General features: G+C 30.9%; 12 protein-coding genes. 10 read left to right on the top strand and 2 right to left on the bottom strand.

Going from position 1 to position 17,177, the window contains the following annotated elements:
• Positions 1-51 precede the first annotated feature (51 nt).
• The 3 genes from aceE to ACTT9X_RS06070 are packed head-to-tail and all read left to right on the top strand — an operon-like array spanning position 52 to position 5,264.
• Positions 52-3,090 (top strand): pyruvate dehydrogenase (acetyl-transferring), homodimeric type, encoded by a 3,039-nt coding sequence (gene aceE, locus ACTT9X_RS06080; protein ID WP_440934744.1) that lies wholly within the window; start codon positions 52-54, stop codon positions 3,088-3,090.
• Positions 3,090-4,352: a 2-oxo acid dehydrogenase subunit E2 gene (locus tag ACTT9X_RS06075; RefSeq protein ID WP_440934743.1), complete on the top strand. Its 1,263-nt coding sequence runs from the start codon at positions 3,090-3,092 to the stop codon at positions 4,350-4,352. Before aceE ends, ACTT9X_RS06075 begins: the two co-directional genes overlap by 1 nt.
• 6 nt (positions 4,353-4,358) lie before the next feature.
• Positions 4,359-5,264: a DMT family transporter gene (locus ACTT9X_RS06070; RefSeq protein ID WP_440934742.1), complete on the top strand. Its 906-nt coding sequence runs from the start codon at positions 4,359-4,361 to the stop codon at positions 5,262-5,264.
• On the opposite strand, the gene ACTT9X_RS06065 is transcribed toward ACTT9X_RS06070, so the two are convergent.
• A complete protein-coding gene (locus ACTT9X_RS06065; protein ID WP_440934741.1) occupies positions 5,248-6,012 on the bottom strand; it encodes an undecaprenyl-diphosphate phosphatase in 765 nt (254 codons plus the stop codon). The two genes, ACTT9X_RS06070 and ACTT9X_RS06065, sit on opposite strands and share 17 nt — an antisense overlap.
• 183 nt (positions 6,013-6,195) lie before the next feature.
• On the opposite strand from ACTT9X_RS06065, the gene ACTT9X_RS06060 reads away from it, so the two are divergent.
• Positions 6,196-7,635, top strand: coding sequence for an NAD(P)-dependent oxidoreductase (locus ACTT9X_RS06060; RefSeq protein WP_440934740.1), 1,440 nt, complete (start codon positions 6,196-6,198; stop codon positions 7,633-7,635).
• A complete protein-coding gene (gene gltB, locus ACTT9X_RS06055; protein WP_440934739.1) occupies positions 7,635-12,140 on the top strand; it encodes a glutamate synthase large subunit in 4,506 nt (1,501 codons plus the stop codon). The genes ACTT9X_RS06060 and gltB overlap by 1 nt, the downstream gene beginning before the upstream one ends.
• Here the strand turns inward: gltB and ACTT9X_RS06050 are convergent.
• Positions 12,137-12,880, bottom strand: coding sequence for an alpha/beta hydrolase (locus ACTT9X_RS06050; RefSeq protein ID WP_440934738.1), 744 nt, complete (start codon positions 12,878-12,880; stop codon positions 12,137-12,139). The genes gltB and ACTT9X_RS06050 overlap by 4 nt on opposite strands.
• Positions 12,881-12,922: 42 nt before the next feature.
• On the opposite strand from ACTT9X_RS06050, the gene ACTT9X_RS06045 reads away from it, so the two are divergent.
• The 5 genes from ACTT9X_RS06045 to rplT are packed head-to-tail and all read left to right on the top strand — an operon-like array spanning position 12,923 to position 17,161.
• Positions 12,923-14,077, top strand: a complete 1,155-nt coding sequence (locus tag ACTT9X_RS06045) for a glycosyltransferase family 4 protein (RefSeq protein WP_440934737.1) — start codon at positions 12,923-12,925, stop codon at positions 14,075-14,077.
• On the top strand, positions 14,078-15,997 hold the full coding sequence (gene thrS, locus ACTT9X_RS06040; protein WP_440934736.1) for a threonine--tRNA ligase: 1,920 nt from the start codon (positions 14,078-14,080) through the stop codon (positions 15,995-15,997). It begins immediately after the preceding gene.
• A complete protein-coding gene (gene infC / locus ACTT9X_RS06035) occupies positions 15,998-16,543 on the top strand; it encodes a translation initiation factor IF-3 (protein ID WP_440934735.1) in 546 nt (181 codons plus the stop codon).
• A gap of 53 nt (positions 16,544-16,596) precedes the next feature.
• Positions 16,597-16,803 (top strand): 50S ribosomal protein L35, encoded by a 207-nt coding sequence (gene rpmI, locus ACTT9X_RS06030; protein WP_023854436.1) that lies wholly within the window; start codon positions 16,597-16,599, stop codon positions 16,801-16,803.
• 1 nt (position 16,804) lies between these two features.
• Positions 16,805-17,161, top strand: coding sequence for a 50S ribosomal protein L20 (gene rplT / locus ACTT9X_RS06025; RefSeq protein ID WP_023854435.1), 357 nt, complete (start codon positions 16,805-16,807; stop codon positions 17,159-17,161).
• Positions 17,162-17,177: the final 16 nt, after the last annotated feature.

Here is a 17,177-nt window from a genome sequence, read left to right as displayed (position 1 = left end):
GATAAAATAAAACACAATAATGTTTTTTTGTGTGTATAAAACATTTAAAAAATGAGCGAAAAATTAGTTGTTCCTGACATCGGTGATTTTGAAAATGTTGAAGTTATAGAGATTCTTGTTAAAGCAGGTGATCAAATTAAAGAAAACGATCCAATTGTCACGATTGAAAGTGATAAATCAAGCGTTGAAATTCCCTCTACAGTTACTGGAAAAATAGATAGTGTAGCAGTTAAGGTTGGTGACAAAGTTTCAAAAGGAGATTTGTTACTTAATCTTACATCATCATCAAAAACGTTATCAGAAAGTACTCTGCCTAAAGATACAGAAAATATAATTAAACAGGCTGAAGAAGCAATGGCTGAGAAAAAAGAGGAGAAAGAAAGTATTTCTGAACCACTAATAGAGAAAAAACAATCTACAATTCAAGTAGTTAATGGAGCTGATATCGATCCACTTGAAACACAAGATTGGTTAGATTCTTTATCCGCTGTAATTTCGAAAGACGGAAATCACAGAGCTCATTTTCTAATTAAAGAACTAATTAATAAAGCTTATCGTGAAGGAGCCAATATTCCTTATACTCAAAACACACCATATATAAATACAATACCCCCTGAGGCAGAAGTAAAGTCAAATGGTGATCAAAATATTGAGAGAAGAATTAGATCACTAATTAGATGGAATGCAGCAGCAATGGTAGTACGAGCAAATAAAAAATATCCTGAGCTAGGTGGACATATTGGAACATTTGCATCTGCTGCAACATTATATGACGTTGGTATGAACCACTTTTGGAGAGCAAAAAATAATAAATTTGGTGGGGATTTAGTTTATTTTCAAGGACATAGTGCTCCAGGAATGTATGCTAGGGCATTCTTAGAGGGTAGATTAAGTGAAAAACAATTAGATAGTTTTAGACAAGAAGTAAAACCTGGAGGTCTATCATCTTATCCACATCCATGGTTAATGCCAAAATTTTGGCAGTTCCCTACAGTCTCTATGGGTTTAGGCCCTATGCTTGCAATTTATCAAGCAAGATACATGAAATATTTAATCAATAGAGGTTTGATTAAAGATGAAGGAAGAAAGGTTTGGGCTTTTTTAGGTGATGGGGAAATGGACGAACCTGAATCAATGGGAGCTATCGGATTAGCTGCAAGAGAAAATTTGGATAATTTAATATTTGTAATTAATTGTAATCTTCAAAGACTAGATGGTCCAGTTAGAGGTAATGGAAAAATTATTCAAGAGCTCGAGGGAAGTTTCAGAGGATCGGGATGGAACGTGTTAAAAGTTATTTGGGGATCATATTGGGATTCATTAATAGCAAATGATAAAACTGGTCATTTAGTTAAAGCTATGAATGAGACAGTTGATGGTGAATATCAGGCAATGAAAGCAAGAGATGGTGCATACGTTAGAGAAAAATTTTTTGGCAAATACCCCGAAACCCTTGAATTGGTATCAAGTATGTCTGATACAGATATTTGGAGACTTAATAGAGGTGGTCATGATCCTCACAAAGTTTTTGCTGCTTATGATAAGGCAACTAAACATAAGGGAAGCCCAACAGTAATTATTGCAAAAACTATTAAAGGTTATGGAATGGGAAAATCTGGTGAAAGTGTTAATACTACCCATCAAACCAAAAAGTTAGATGTTGATGATTTAATGTATTATAGAGATCGATTCGATGTTCCCTTAACAGATAAACAAGTAAAAAATATTGAATACTTTAGGCCTGATGAGAACTCTCCAGAAATAAAATACATAAAAGAAAGAAGAATTAAATTAGGTGGATATTTACCCGAGCGTTCTACTTTTGCAAAACCAATTAAAGCTCCATCAAAAGATATTTTTGATTTCATGAAAGTATCAACTGGTGAAAAAGAAATGTCTACTACTATGGCCTTAGTAAGAATGCTTACTAATTTATTAAGAGATAAAAATATATCTCCTAAATTAGTTCCAATTATTCCTGATGAAGCAAGAACATTTGGTATGGAAGGATTTTTTCAAAAAATAGGAATTTATGCTCACGAGGGACAAAAATACGAACCTGAAGATGCTGCTCAATTAAGTTCTTATAGAGAAGATAAAAGTGGACAAGTTTTAGAAGAAGGTATCAATGAAGCTGGTGCTATGTCATCATGGATTGCTGCTGCCACTTCATATACTAATCATGATATCGAAATGATCCCTATTTATATTTTTTATTCTATGTTTGGATTTCAAAGAGTAGGAGACTTAGCTTGGGCAGCTGGAGATAGTCAGGCTAGAGGATTTTTGGTGGGCGCAACAGCTGGAAGAACAACACTAGCTGGAGAAGGCTTACAACATCAGGATGGGCATAGTCATTTAATTGCATCAACTATTCCAAATTGTGTAGCTTATGATCCTACATTTCATTACGAATTGGCGGTAATTTTTCGAGAAGGTCTAAGAAGAATGCATGAAAAAAATGAGAATGTTTTTTATTATATTACAACAATGAATGAAAATTACTCACACCCAGAAATGCCTAAAGATAAGAATTGTGAAGAAGGTATTTTAAAAGGCATGTATAAATTAAAAGAATTTAAAAAATATAAAAAAACTAAAATTCAACTTTTAGGATCAGGAACAATCTTAAGAGAAATGCTGTCTGCTGCAGAGATTTTACAAAATGATTATCAAATTGACAGTGAGATATGGAGTGTAACAAGTTTTAATGAATTAAGAAAAGATGGAATGGAGGTCGAAAGATTTAATCTTTTGAATCCTGATAAAGAACCTAAAAAATCCTATGTTGAACAATGCTTAGGCAAAACCGAGGGTCCAATAATGGCTGCATCTGATTATATGAGAATGAATTCAGATCAAATCAGACCTTATATTAATAAAAGCTTTTATTCATTAGGAGCAGATGGTTTTGGAAGAAGTGATACAAGAAAAAATTTAAGAAAATTTTTTGAGGTAGATAAAGAACATTTGGTTGCTTATGGTTTAAGTATTTTAGCAAAAGAACAGCTTATTACTTCCAAACATGCAAAAGATGCAATGAAGAAGTATAATATTGATACCAACAAACCAATGCCAACAAAATTATAATGTCAGAAACTGAGATTAAAGTACCTAATATTGGAGATTTTAAAGATGTTGAGGTTATTGAGGTATTAGTTACCGAAGGTCAATCAATTAAAAAAAATGATGCCTTAATTACAATTGAAAGTGATAAATCCAGTGTAGAAATACCATCAAATTATGAGGGTAAAATTAAAAATTTAAAAATAAAAGTAGGAGATAAAGTTTCTGAGGGCGACTTAATTTTAACTATAGAGAGTGTTTCAGAAGTTAAAAAGGAAGAGATTAAAGAGAAACCAGAAATTGAAAAAGAGTCAAAAAATATTGAGATAACAAAACCTAAAATCCAAGAAAAAAAATTTTCTAAAAATAATATTTCAGAAATTTCGTCTGCAAGTCCAAAAGCTAGAAAATTTGCTAGAGAACTTGGTGTAGATATTAATCAAGTAGCAGGAAGTCAGAAAGATGGAAGAGTTGTTGAAGATGATATTAAAAAATTTGTTTCATCTAATTCAAAAAATAACGTTTTAGTAAAAGATAGTAAACCAGATAAAATTAAAAACGAATTTGAACATTCTGATTTTGGTGAAATAGAAATTAAAGACATACCAAGAGTAAAAAGATTATCATCTAAATATCTTACAAATTCATGGACAACAATTCCTCATGTTACAAATCACGATGAAGCCGACATAACGGAGATGGAAAGTTTTAGAAGTTCATTAACAGATATGTATACTGGAGAAAAAATTAAAATTACACCTCTAGCATTTATAATAAAGGCTTTAGTTGCATCTCTTAAGAAATTTCCTAGTTTTAATTCCTCTATCGATGAAATTGAGACTGGAAAAATGACTTTAAAAAAATATTACCATATTGGGATAGCAGTCGATACGCCAAATGGATTAATGGTCCCAAAAATAAGAAATGCGAATAACAAAAAAATTTCTCTGATAAGCAAAGAATTAAAAGAGGTAAGCGAACTTTGTAGAAATTTAAAAATTGATAAAAAAGAATTGTTTGGGGGCTCTATGACAATTACGAGTTTAGGCGGTATAGGAGGTTCATTTTTTACTCCTATAATTAATTACCCTGAAGTTGCTATATTAGGAGTAGGAAGATCAGAAAAAAAACAAATTTTTATGAATGGAAAGTTTAAAACTAGGACTATGCTGCCAATTTCTTTATCTTATGATCACAGAATTATTGATGGTGCAGAAGCAGCTAGGTTTAATAATGATCTAAAAGAAAATTTAGGCAAGAATTTTGCCTATAAACTGGCTGTCTAATTAAAAATGAGTAAATCAATATCATTATTAAGTGCCTTATTGTGCACTTTTATTTGGGGTACAACTTTTATTGCCCAAGATACGGGCATGGATAATATTGGCCCTTTTACCTTTAATGCTGTGAGATTTTTTGTTGGTTTTCTAGCCATAATTCCACTTATGATTTTATTGGAATTAAAAAATTTTAAATCAGAATTTAAATTAGATAAAAAAACTTTCATAATTTATTCATTATTAATTGGAATTTCTTTATTCTTGGGCTCAGCACTACAACAAGTCGCTTTGCTTTATACAGACGTTGCAAATGCTGCTTTTTTTACAATTTTTTATGTGCCAATGGTACCGATTATTATTTTTATGTTTGGTAAAAAATCAATGCATTGGAGCGTATGGCCTTCTGTAGTTCTATGTTTAATTGGAGGATATTTATTAACAAATTTTCATGATGCAACAGTAAGATTAGGAGATACTTTGGTTGTTCTTGGAGCTTTATTTTGGAGTACTCATATCATTTTTACTGGGATCATTATAACTAAATACAATCTTCCACTTACCTTAGGAGCTGCGCAGACTTTAATTGTAGCTATTTTCTCATTTATTATTGGAATTATTTATGAAGAATTTATTTTCAGCAATATTTTAATGGAAATTTACTCAATTTTATATGCAGGTATATTATCTGGTGGATTTGCATTTGTATTACAAATTTATGCACAGCGTAACATTACTCCGGCACCTGCTGCTATAATTTTTTCTCTTGAAGGTGTATTTGCAACTATAGCTGCTTGGTTTATTTTAAATCAAATTCTAGATGTTAATAATTTACTTGGATGCTTTTTTATTCTATGTGGAGTTCTCATGTCTCAATTACTTCCTTTGATAAAAAGAAGTATATTTAATAAATTAAACTAAATAAAATCAAAGCAATTATTATTCTATAAATTATAAACGCATTCATTGAAAATTTATTTATATAAATTAAAAAGAATTTTACTGTTAGAAAAGAAAAAATAAAAGAAGATACAATTGCGATAACAACTAAGTAATTAAACTGTATTGATTGTTCCAAAATATCTTTTAAGCTTAAGACACTGGCTCCAGCCAATGCTGGGATTGAAAGTAAAAAAGATATCTTGCTTGAGTCTACTCTATTAAATTTTAAAATTCTCGCAGCTGTTATAGTAATTCCTGCCCTACTTACTCCGGGTACAAGAGAGAAAATTTGGAAAATACCTATAAATATTATTGACTGAAAATTTAAATTTGAGGAAATTTTTTTATCAAATCGATTTTTGTCTGAGATGTATAAAATTATTGCGAATATTAAAGTAGTCCATGCTATAATTTTTATGTTTCTTAACTGGTAAATTAAATTTGTACTATAAAGTATGTATCCAACAATTATTAGCGGAATAGATCCAAGTATAATTAAACTTAAAAGTCTTCTATTTTTTCTAGCATTAAATAGTTCTTCCCTAAAAAAATAAATTATTGCTATTAGAGAACCTAGATGGAGACTGATATCAATAAGCAAGGAACTAGATTTAAATTCATATAAAGTAGAAACCAAAATTAAATGTGCAGAGGAACTAATAGGAAGAAACTCAGATATTCCTTGAATTGCAGAGAGAATTAAAACTTCTATAATATTTTGAAACATTATTTCTACGTAACTTATAAAGTATTTATTTAAAACAATTCGATTTAAGCATAATAGCTATGCAATAATTAAAAACTTGTGTATTAGTGGTAATAATTTAAAAATAAAGGTCAATATATATGACCTATTTTATGCTTTATATACATAAATCAGGATATATTTTGCGGGAACTTAAATATTATTATGCCAGATAAAATGCTCAAATTTGTAAAAATAGGTCAACAAACGCCACCTAAAAGAGAAGTTGATACTAGAAAGGAAGATTTTAAGGAAATCTATGACGAATATATCAATGAAAAGGCTAAAGAACAGTCGAGTAGGTGTTCGCAATGTGGAGTACCTTTTTGCCAAGTTCATTGCCCTGTAAGTAACAACATTCCAGATTGGCTTAAACTCACAGCTGAAGGAAGATTAAAAGAGGCCTATGAATTATCCCAAAGCACAAACAATATGCCTGAAGTGTGTGGCCGAATTTGCCCCCAAGATAGATTATGTGAGGGAAATTGTGTAATTGAACAGTCTGGTCATGGAACAGTAACTATTGGATCAGTAGAAAAATATATTACAGATAATGCTTGGGCTCAGGGCTGGGTAAAACCAATTAAGGTAACGAATGAAAAAAATCAAAGCGTAGGTATTATAGGAGCAGGTCCTGCTGGTTTAGCTGCAGCAGAACAATTAAGAAAAAATGGGTATAAAATAACTGTCTACGATAGATATGATAGAGCAGGAGGATTATTAATTTATGGTATTCCAAATTTTAAATTAGAAAAAGAAGTTGTAGAGCGAAGAACAAAACTCTTAAAGGATGGAGGAATTGAATTTGTTCAAAATTTTGAAGTTGGTAAGGATGCTAGCCTAGACCAATTGAGAAAAAAACATGATGCAATTTTAATTGCTACAGGAGTTTATAAAGCAAGAGAAGTAAACTTACCTGGAAATGATCTTGATAATATTTTTCCTGCAATGGATTTTTTAACAGCATCTAATAAAAAAGGTCTAGGAGATGATGTTGAGTTGTTTGATAAAGGAATTTTAAATGCAGAAGGTAAAGATGTTGTTGTAATCGGTGGAGGTGATACAGCAATGGATTGTGTGAGAACTTCTATAAGACAGAAGGCAAATTCTGTTAAATGTTTGTATAGAAGAGATAAAGAAAATATGCCAGGATCTGCAAGAGAAGTTGCAAATGCAGAAGAAGAAGGTGTTGAATTTGTTTGGTTATCAAGTCCTAAAGAATTTAAAGGTACAAATAAAGTGGAAAAAATAATTGTAGATCAAATTAAACTAGGTGATCCAGACGAGACAGGAAGAAGAAAGCCACAAGTACAAGAAGGCTCAAGTTACGAAACAAAAGCAGATATGGTTATCAAAGCACTAGGTTTTGATCCTGAGGATATACCAAATTTATTTGATAGTAGTGAATTACAAGTAACAAAGTGGGGAACTATTAAAACAGATTTTGATACTATGGAAACAAATATAAAAGGGGTGTTTGCAGCTGGTGATATAGTTAGAGGAGCCTCATTAGTTGTTTGGGCGATAAAAGATGGAAGAGATGCAGCAGCTTCAATTAAAACTTATCTAGAGAGTAAATCTAAAGTGGAAAAAAGAGTGGCTTAATGAAAAATTATAAAAAAAACCTTCACCTTTTAAAAGAAAATAATGTTTATTCAGAAGATATGGAGCATGATGCTTGTGGTGTTGGTATAATTGCATCAACTGAAGGTAAAAAATCTCGTAAAGTTGTAGAGTATGGTATTGAGGCGTTAAAAGCAGTTTGGCATAGAGGTGCTGTAGATGCCGATGGGAAAACTGGTGACGGAGCTGGAATTCATGTTGAAATACCAAAAGATTTCTTCATTGAAAAGATAGAAGTGACAGGACACACACATGACAATTCTGAAATATGTGTGGGTATGATATTTCTGCCTCGGAATGATTATGCAGCGCAAGAAAGTTGCAAAACTATTGTAGAAAGTGAATTAACAAAAAATGATTTTAGTATTTACGGTTGGAGACAAGTTCCAGTTAATCCAAAAGTTTTAGGAGAAAAGGCATTCCAAACAATGCCTGAAATTATCCAAGTATTGTTTAAACCTTATAATCCAGAATTAACAAATAAAGATTTAGAAAGAAAAATTTATGAAACTAGAAGAAAGATAGAAAATGAAGCTTTTAAAAAATCTTTAAACAATTTTTATATTTGTTCATTAAGTTCTAAATCTATCATCTACAAGGGAATGTTTTTAGCTGAAGCTATCTCAGATTTCTACCTTGATTTAAAAGATGAGAGATTTATTTCAAGGTTTGCTATTTTTCATCAAAGATTTTCAACAAATACAGCGCCTAGCTGGAATTTAGCTCAACCCTTTAGAGCTATAGCGCATAATGGGGAAATTAATACTTATAGAGGAAATAAAAATTGGATGAAAGTTCATGAACAAGAGATGAACAGTCCCCTTTTTGACGATGTTGAGAACTTAAAACCTGTTATACAACAGGGAGCATCAGACTCTGCTGCATTAGACAATGTTTTTGAATTATTAAATATATCTGGTAAGCCTGCACCTTTGGCGAAGCTTATGTTAGTTCCAGACGCATGGTCCAAAAAAAATAAAACTCTACCAAAAGATCACCAACAATTATTTAATTTTTTGAACAGTACTATGGAGCCATGGGATGGACCAGCTGCTATTGCTGGAACTGATAATGAGTGGGTTATAGCTGCAAATGATAGAAATGGGTTAAGACCTTTAAGATACGCAATTACGAAAGACAAATTATTATTTGCAGGTTCTGAAACAGGAATGATTGAATTAAATGAAAAAAGAATTTTGTCAAAGGGAAGATTGGGTCCTGGAGAAATAATTGGAGTTAGAATAGAAAAAGGTAAAGTATTTACAAACAAGCAAATAAAAGATTATTTAGCCAAAGAGTATAAACACTTTAATTCACAAATTATCGACCTAGATGATAAGTTAACTATTTCAGATGAAAAAAATTCTTTTTCGGGAGATGATTTAAGAAGAAGGCAATATACTTTTGGAATTAGTCTGGAAGATCTTGAGCTCATACTGCATCCTATGGCAGAAGATGCTAAAGAAGCAACTGGATCTATGGGGGACGATACACCATTGGCTGTTTTGTCAGATAGGTATAGACCGTTGTACCATTTTTTTAGACAAAATTTTAGTCAAGTCACAAACCCACCAATTGACTCTTTAAGAGAAAACAAGGTTATGAGTTTGAAAACAAGGTTTGGAAATCTTGGAAATATTTTAAATTTTGATAATTTAACAAAGCAAAATATTTATGTTTTAAATAGTCCAATATTATCAAATTCTCAGTTTGAAAAATTTATAAATTTTTTTGGTAACAATTCATCTATAATTGATTGTACTTTTTCTGAGGAAGAAACTTTATTTGATTCAATTAAAAAAATTCAAAAAGAAGCTGAAATTGCAGTAAGACAGGGAGTTACTCAATTGATTTTAAGTGACAAAGAGCTTTCTAGCTTAAAACTTCCAATACCAATGCTTTTAGCAGTTGGATCAATTAATTCATTCCTTATTGAAAAAAAACTAAGAGGATATGTATCAATAAATGTTCAATCTGGAGAGGCTTTAGATACACACTCTTTTGCAACCTTAATAGGAGTTGGAGCAACTACTGTAAATCCATACTTAGCATTTGATAGTTTATTTCAGCGTTATGAAAAGAAATTATTTGGTCAATTTAGCTTTGATGAATGTGTAGAGAGATACATAAAATCAGTAAACGCAGGTTTATTAAAGATCATGTCTAAAATGGGTATTTCAGTTCTAAGTTCTTATAGAGGTGGATGTAACTTTGAAACCGTAGGTTTAAGTAGAACAATTGTTGCAGATTATTTTCCAGGAGTTGTCTCCAAAATTTCAGGTATTGGACTTACGGGTATAGAGAAAAAAATTAGAGAAATACATAAAGAGGCATTTGAAAGTTCTGAAACCATATTACCGATAGGCGGTATATATAGATATCGTAAAAATGGTGAAACTCATCAATATCAAGGAAAATTAATTCATTTACTTCAAAGTGCAGTAGGATCTAATTCTTATGATGCCTATAAAAGATATGCGGATGGAATATACAGTTTACCACCTATTAATCTTAGAGACTTAATTGATTTTAGAGAAAAAAAATTAAGTGGGCCAATAGATATTTCTGAGGTTGAGCCAATAGAAAATATTTTAAAAAGATTTGGAAGTGGGAGCATGTCTCATGGAGCTTTATCAAAAGAGGCCCATGAAACTTTGGCAACTGGTATGAATAGGATTAAAGGTGCTTCATGTAGTGGAGAGGGCGGTGAAGATGCAAGTAGATTTAAAGTTTTAGATAATGGTGACAGCGCAAACTCAAGAGTTAAACAAATAGCTTCTGCAAGATTCGGAGTTACAGTTAATTATCTTAATAATTGTAATGAAATTGAAATTAAAATTGCACAAGGCGCTAAGCCTGGTGAGGGAGGTCAGTTACCAGGATTTAAAGTCACAGAGGAGATTGCTAAACTTAGACATTCAACCCCTGGAGTAACATTAATATCACCACCACCACATCATGATATTTATTCAATCGAAGATCTTGCACAACTAATTTATGATTTAAAACAGATAAATCCTAAAGCAAGAATTGGAGTTAAGCTTGTTGCTTCCTCTGGAGTAGGAACAATTGCAGCTGGTGTAGCTAAAGCAAAAGCAGATATAATATTAATTTCTGGACATAATGGCGGAACAGGAGCAACACCACAGACTAGTGTTAAGTATGTTGGAATACCATGGGAAATGGGTTTGACGGAAGCGAACCAAGTATTAACTTTAAATAATCTTAGACATAAAATTACTTTAAGAACAGATGGTGGAATTAAAACTGGAAGAGATGTGGTAATAGCTGCAATGATGGGTGCTGAAGAATATGGTGTTGCTACTACAGCATTAGTTGCAATGGGATGTATAATGGTAAGGCAGTGTCATTCAAATACATGTCCTGTAGGCGTATGTACTCAAGATGAAAAGCTAAGAGAAAAATTTACTGGAACTCCAGAAAAAGTAGTTAATTTGTTCACATTTATAGCCAGTGAAGTAAGAGAGATATTAGCAAATTTAGGTTTTAAATCATTAAATGAAGTGATTGGTAGGACAGACTTATTAAAACAGGTTAGCAAGGGCTCTCCAAATTTAGACGATCTAGATTTAAATCCTTTATTTGTTCAAGCTGATACCGGAAATAATCCAAGGTATTGTGAGGATCAAGAAATAAATAGTGTTCCAGATACTCTTGACCAAGAAATTTGGCCAGAAATTGAACAGGCTTTGGATAATTCTGAAAAAATTGAGAAAGAATATCAAATAAAAAATACTCATAGGGCAGTAGGCACTAGAATTTCTCATCATTTGTATAAAAAATATGGTTATGAAAAACTTGATGAAAACTTTTTAGTTTTAAATTTTAAAGGATCAGCAGGTCAATCATTTGGTGCATTTTCTTCTAAAGGTTTAAAACTTGTATTAAAGGGAGATGCAAATGATTATGTTGGTAAAGGTTTGTCAGGAGCTACTATTTCAATAAAATTACCTGAAGAGAGCAATTTAGTTTCAAATGAGAATACAATTTTAGGAAATACGGTTCTTTACGGAGCTACTTCAGGAAAACTTTTTGCTGCTGGCCAAGCTGGTGAAAGATTTTCAGTTAGAAATTCTGGTGCAGTTACAGTAATTGAAGGATGCGATTCTAATGGATGTGAATATATGACTGGTGGAACTGTAGTAATTTTAGGAGATGTTGGTGATAATTTTGCAGCTGGTATGACAGGTGGAATGGCCTTTATATATGATAAATCTCAACAATTTGAAAAGAAAGTAAATCCAGAATCAGTAGTTTGGCAAAATGTAGAGACAGATTATTGGAAAGAATATTTAAAAAATTTAGTCAATGAGCACTTCAAAGAAACTGAGTCTCAACTATCGAAAAAAATAATTGTAAACTTTGATGATGAAGTAAATAATTTTGTTCAGGTGTGTCCTAAAGAAATGTTGGATAAATTAAAAAATCCAATTACTTTAAAAAAAGATATAAAAAAAGTTAGCTAAATTAATAATTTAAGCTCTTTTAAAATTATATTTAACCATTTTTTATTTGATAAACTGTGATCACCTTTTTTTATAATATTTAATTTTTTCTTAGCTTTTGGAAATAATTTTAAAACTTTTCTTGAATATGAAACAGGAACTGCCTCATCCTTTTCACCATGTACCATTGTTACCTTAATATTTGAATTAATTTTCTTATTTAAGACTTTGTTTTTTCTTCCATCTTTTATTAGTTGCAGTGTAATTGGATATTCATAACTTCCATGTTTGAGTTGATAAATACCATTACTTATTGTTTCTTTTTTCATTTTTTTTGTAAATTTTTTCCACATTAAATTTTCTAAAAATTCAGGAGCAGCCCCTATTCCTAAAAATCCTTTAATCTGTTTTTGGAAAATTTTGAATTGATTTAGCGAAATCCATGCACCCATACTTGAACCAATTAACACAAATTCTTTTTTTTTAACGTATTTTCTTATTAAAATTGAAGTTTCTTTACTCCATTTTGAAATGTTTCCATTTATAAATTTTCCAGAAGATTTCCCATGACCAGAGTATTCCAGTGCCAAAAAACTTTTTTTATTTTTTTTTGCAAATTTTAAAAATGCATTTGGTTTTTTACCTTCGAGGTCTGACATAAAACCATGCAAAAAAACTATAAAAGAACTATTTTTAAAAGTTTTGGAAATATATCTAATTTTCTTTGAATTTGATATCTTGTGGTATTTGAATTTTGCCATAATCGTTTATTAGTTATAACTATTAATATATAATCATATCAAATGACATCTGATTTAAAAGTTTTGCAGGTTATTCCAAAATTAGGGTATGGGGGTGCGGAAACAGGCTGTTATGATATCGCACACTATTTACCAGAAAATAATTGTAAATCATTTATTGTAACAAGTGGGGGTGAATTACTTAAATTTGTTGATAAAAAAAAAGTAAAAATATTTAAATTACCAGTACATAGCAAAAATCCATTATTAATGTTGATAAATGCTTTAATTTTAATTGGTATAATTTTGACTAATAATATCTCAATAGTTCATGCAAGAAGTAGAGCTCCAGCTTGGTCATGTTTATTTGCAACGAAATTGACTGGTAGAAAATTTGTTACAACATTTCATGGCACATATAATTTTAAAAATAATTTTAAAAAATTTTATAATTCAATTATGACAAGATCTGATCTTATCATTGCAGGATCAAATTTTATATTTTCACATATCAAGCAAAATTATTCAGAATACTTAAATGATAAAAAAAAATTAATGGTTATTTTCAGAGGAATTAATGTTGATTATTTTGATCCTACTACAAAATTTGAGACTGATGAAAAAAAATTATTAATAAAATGGAATATTGAAAAAGATAAAAAAATTATACTTTTACCTGGTAGATTGACATCTTGGAAAGGACAGGAAGTTTTTATTGAAGCAATTAATTTAGTGAATATAGAACTAGGTTATGAAGCGTTCTATGCTGTCATTCTTGGAAGTGATCAAGGTAGAGATTTATATAAAAAAAAATTAATAAGACTTTCGGAACAATATAGGTTAGTGAACCAAATAAGATTCATAGATCACTGTAAGGATATGGCTTTAGCTTATAAGGTGTCAGATATTGTAGTTTCTGCATCAACTGAGCCAGAGGCTTTTGGAAGAGTTGCTGTTGAAGCACAATCAATGGAGACACCAATTATTGCAAGTAATATTGGGGGGTCTAATGAAACAATTATTGATGAAAAGACAGGTTTTTTATTTGAATCAGAAAATGCTAAATCCTTAAGCCAAAAAATTTTAAAACTTCTTTATTTAGATGAAACATTATTAAAATCGATTGGTACCGAGGGAAGAAAGAATATAGTTAAAAAATTTAATGTTGAAAAAATGTGCTTTTCTACTTATTCAGAGTATAAGAGATTATTAAATTAAATGCCGATAATAACATTACCTGACGGAAACAATATTGATTTTCCTAATAAAGTTACTGGACTGGAAGTAGCTGAAAAAATTAGTAAATCATTAGCTAAACAAGCACTTATAATGAGTGTTGATGGTGAACTTAAGGATTTATTTTTTGAAATAAATAAAGATAGTTCTGTTAAAATTTTTACTTCAAAAGATCCAGAAGGATTAGAGGTTATTAGGCATGATACAGCACATATAATGGCTATGGCTGTTCAAGAATTATATCCTGGCACTCAAGTAACTATTGGACCAGTAATTGAGAATGGATTTTATTATGATTTTGCTAGAAAGGAACCATTCACAACTGATGATCTAAAAAAGATTGAAAATAGAATGTCAGAAATAATTGATAAAGATGTGAAAACAAGAAGAGAAGTTTGGGAAAGAAAAAAAGCAATCAGCCATTTCATCAAAATTGGTGAAAAATATAAAGCCGAAATAATTGAAAGTATTCCAGGAAATGAAGAACTTTCTGTTTATCATCACGGTGAAACATGGCATGATTTATGCAGAGGTCCTCATTTAGTGTCATCTGGAAAAATTGGTAAAGCTTTCAAATTAATGAAGGTTTCAGGAGCATATTGGAGAGGAGATTCAAATAATGAAATGCTTCAAAGAATTTATGGAACTAGTTGGGCAAATCAAAAACAATTGGACGATTATTTGAAAAGAATTGAAGAAGCTGAAAAAAGAGATCATAGAAAACTTGGAAAAGAAATGGACCTATTTCATTTTAGAGAAGAAAGTCCTGGATCGGTATTTTGGCATGAAAAAGGATGGGCCTTGTTTCAGAAATTAATTAACTATATGAGAAGTCGGCAAGACGCTGCTGGTTATAAAGAAGTAAACACACCAGAGATATTAGATAGACAACTATGGGAAAAATCTGGGCATTGGGAAAAATATGGAGAAAATATGTATACTTCAGAAACACCAGATGAAAAAGTATTCGCAATTAAACCAATGAATTGTCCTGGGCATATTCAGGTATTTAATCAAGGTTTAAAAAGTTATAGAGACCTTCCTCTACGCATTGCTGAATTTGGAAAAGTACACAGGTATGAACCATCTGGAGCCCTACATGGATTACTAAGGGTAAGAGCTTTCACTCAAGATGATGCTCATATATTTTGTTCTGAAGATCAAATTACTAATGAATGTTTAGAGGTAACTAATTTAATTTTAGATATTTATAAAGATTTAGGCTTCGAAAATGTAATTCTTAAATATGCAGATAGACCTGAGGTAAGAGTTGGGGATGATGAAATTTGGGATAAAGCAGAGGCTTCTTTGCTTGAAGCAGTTAAAGCTTCCAAGTTAGAATATAGTATTAATAAGGGTGAGGGTGCATTCTATGGTCCAAAAATTGAATTTGTCTTAAGAGATGCAATCGGTAGAGATTGGCAATGTGGAACTTTACAGGTTGATTTAAACTTACCTGGAAGATTAGATGCATCATATGTTGATAAAGATGGAACTAAAAAAATTCCTGTTATGTTACATAGAGCGTTATTTGGTTCTTTAGAAAGATTTGTTGGAATTCTAATTGAAAACTACGCAGGAAAGTTTCCTTTCTGGTTGTCCCCTTTGCAGACAATGGTAATACCTATATCAGAGGAATTTAATGATTACGCAGTTGAAGTATCTAAAAAAATTAAAAATGAAGGTATTAGTTCTGCAGTAGACTTAAAAAATAATAATTTAAATTATAAAATAAGAGATCATTCTTTGGAAAAAATACCGCTTTTGTTAATTTGTGGTAAAAAAGAAGTTGACTCCAATTCAGTAACGATTAGAAGATTAGATTCTAATAAACAAGAAAATATGGGTATAGATCAATTCTTAAAAACATTCTCTGCTTTAAACAAAGCATCATCAAACTAAGTGGCAGACTTCAAACAAAATTATTTTCAAAGAAGAACTAAGGAAAGAGGTCCAAGATCTAATAATAGAATTTCTTCTCCTGATGTTCAGGTTATAGCAAGTGATGGGGAAAATCTTGGAGTGATGAATACCAATGAAGCTATTTCCATGGCAAAAAATCAAGGTTTAGATTTAATTGAAATAGCACCTAATGCAAATCCTCCTGTATGTAAAATAATGGATATGGGTAAATATAAGTATGATGCTCAGAAAAAAGCAAATCTTGCAAAGAAAAAACAAAAAATTGTTTCTTTAAAAGAAATAAAAATGAGACCTGTTACGGAAACTCATGATTATGAGTTTAAAGTCAAAAATGCTAAAAAATTTATAGCTAAAGGAGATAAGGTTAAATTCACTATTAGATTTAAAGGCAGAGAACTTCAGCATTCCCATCTAGGAAATGAACTAATGGGCAAAATTAAAGAAGATATGAAGGATATCGGTAAGGTAGAATTGCATCCCAAGTTTGATGGGAAGCAAATGATAATGGTAATTCAGCCTTTATAAGCCTTAATAGAGGTTGTAAAATTATATCTTTCTTTGTATAAGTCCGCAGAATAATGCCAAAACTAAAAACAAAAAGCTCAGCAAAAAAAAGATTTAAAATATCAGCTAAGGGTAAAGTTATTTCTGCACAAGCAGGTAAAAGACATGGTATGATCAAAAGAACGAATTCACAAATAAGAAAACTAAGAGGCACTACAACATTGTCTAAACAAGATGGAAAAATTGTTAAGTCATATATGCCTTACAGTTTAAGAGGTTAATATGGCAAGAGTTAAAAGAGGTGTAACTAGTAAAGCTAAACATAAAAAAGTTTTAAAAGCTGTAAAAGGTCAATGGGGTAGAAGAAAAAATACTATTAGAGTTGCTAAGCAAGCTATGGAAAAATCCATGCAATACGCTTACAGAGACAGAAGAAATAAAAAAAGAGATTTTAAATCATTGTGGATACAGAGAATAAATGCTGGAGTAAGAGCTGAAGGCTTAACTTATTCAAAATTTATCAATGGATTAAATAAATGTGGTATTGCAATAGATAGAAAAATTCTTGCTGAAATTGCTTACGATAGCCCAGAAGCATTCAAAACAATTGTACAAAAAGCTCAATCAGCTTTAAATTAATCTTCGCTATTGTTTT

It is taken from the genome of Candidatus Pelagibacter sp., from assembly GCF_052049855.1.
Lineage (GTDB): Bacteria > Pseudomonadota > Alphaproteobacteria > Pelagibacterales > Pelagibacteraceae > Pelagibacter.
The sequence above is the reverse complement of the archived record's forward strand: the minus strand, read 5'-3'. Positions and strand labels throughout refer to the sequence as shown.

Bases quoted from the DNA above. Each gene is read 5' to 3' on its own strand.
- ACTT9X_RS06075 (WP_440934743.1), top strand. From the start codon at position 3,090: ATGTCAGAAACTGAGATTAAAGTACCTAATATTGGAGATTTTAAAGAT.
- aceE (WP_440934744.1), top strand. From the start codon at position 52: ATGAGCGAAAAATTAGTTGTTCCTGACATCGGTGATTTTGAAAATGTT.
- thrS (WP_440934736.1), top strand. From the start codon at position 14,078: ATGCCGATAATAACATTACCTGACGGAAACAATATTGATTTTCCTAAT.
- ACTT9X_RS06045 (WP_440934737.1), top strand. From the start codon at position 12,923: ATGACATCTGATTTAAAAGTTTTGCAGGTTATTCCAAAATTAGGGTAT.
- gltB (WP_440934739.1), top strand. From the start codon at position 7,635: ATGAAAAATTATAAAAAAAACCTTCACCTTTTAAAAGAAAATAATGTT.
- ACTT9X_RS06050 (WP_440934738.1), bottom strand. From the start codon at position 12,880: ATGGCAAAATTCAAATACCACAAGATATCAAATTCAAAGAAAATTAGA.
- rplT (WP_023854435.1), top strand. From the start codon at position 16,805: ATGGCAAGAGTTAAAAGAGGTGTAACTAGTAAAGCTAAACATAAAAAA.
- ACTT9X_RS06070 (WP_440934742.1), top strand. From the start codon at position 4,359: ATGAGTAAATCAATATCATTATTAAGTGCCTTATTGTGCACTTTTATT.
- rpmI (WP_023854436.1), top strand. From the start codon at position 16,597: ATGCCAAAACTAAAAACAAAAAGCTCAGCAAAAAAAAGATTTAAAATA.
- ACTT9X_RS06065 (WP_440934741.1), bottom strand. From the start codon at position 6,012: ATGTTTCAAAATATTATAGAAGTTTTAATTCTCTCTGCAATTCAAGGA.
- ACTT9X_RS06060 (WP_440934740.1), top strand. From the start codon at position 6,196: ATGCCAGATAAAATGCTCAAATTTGTAAAAATAGGTCAACAAACGCCA.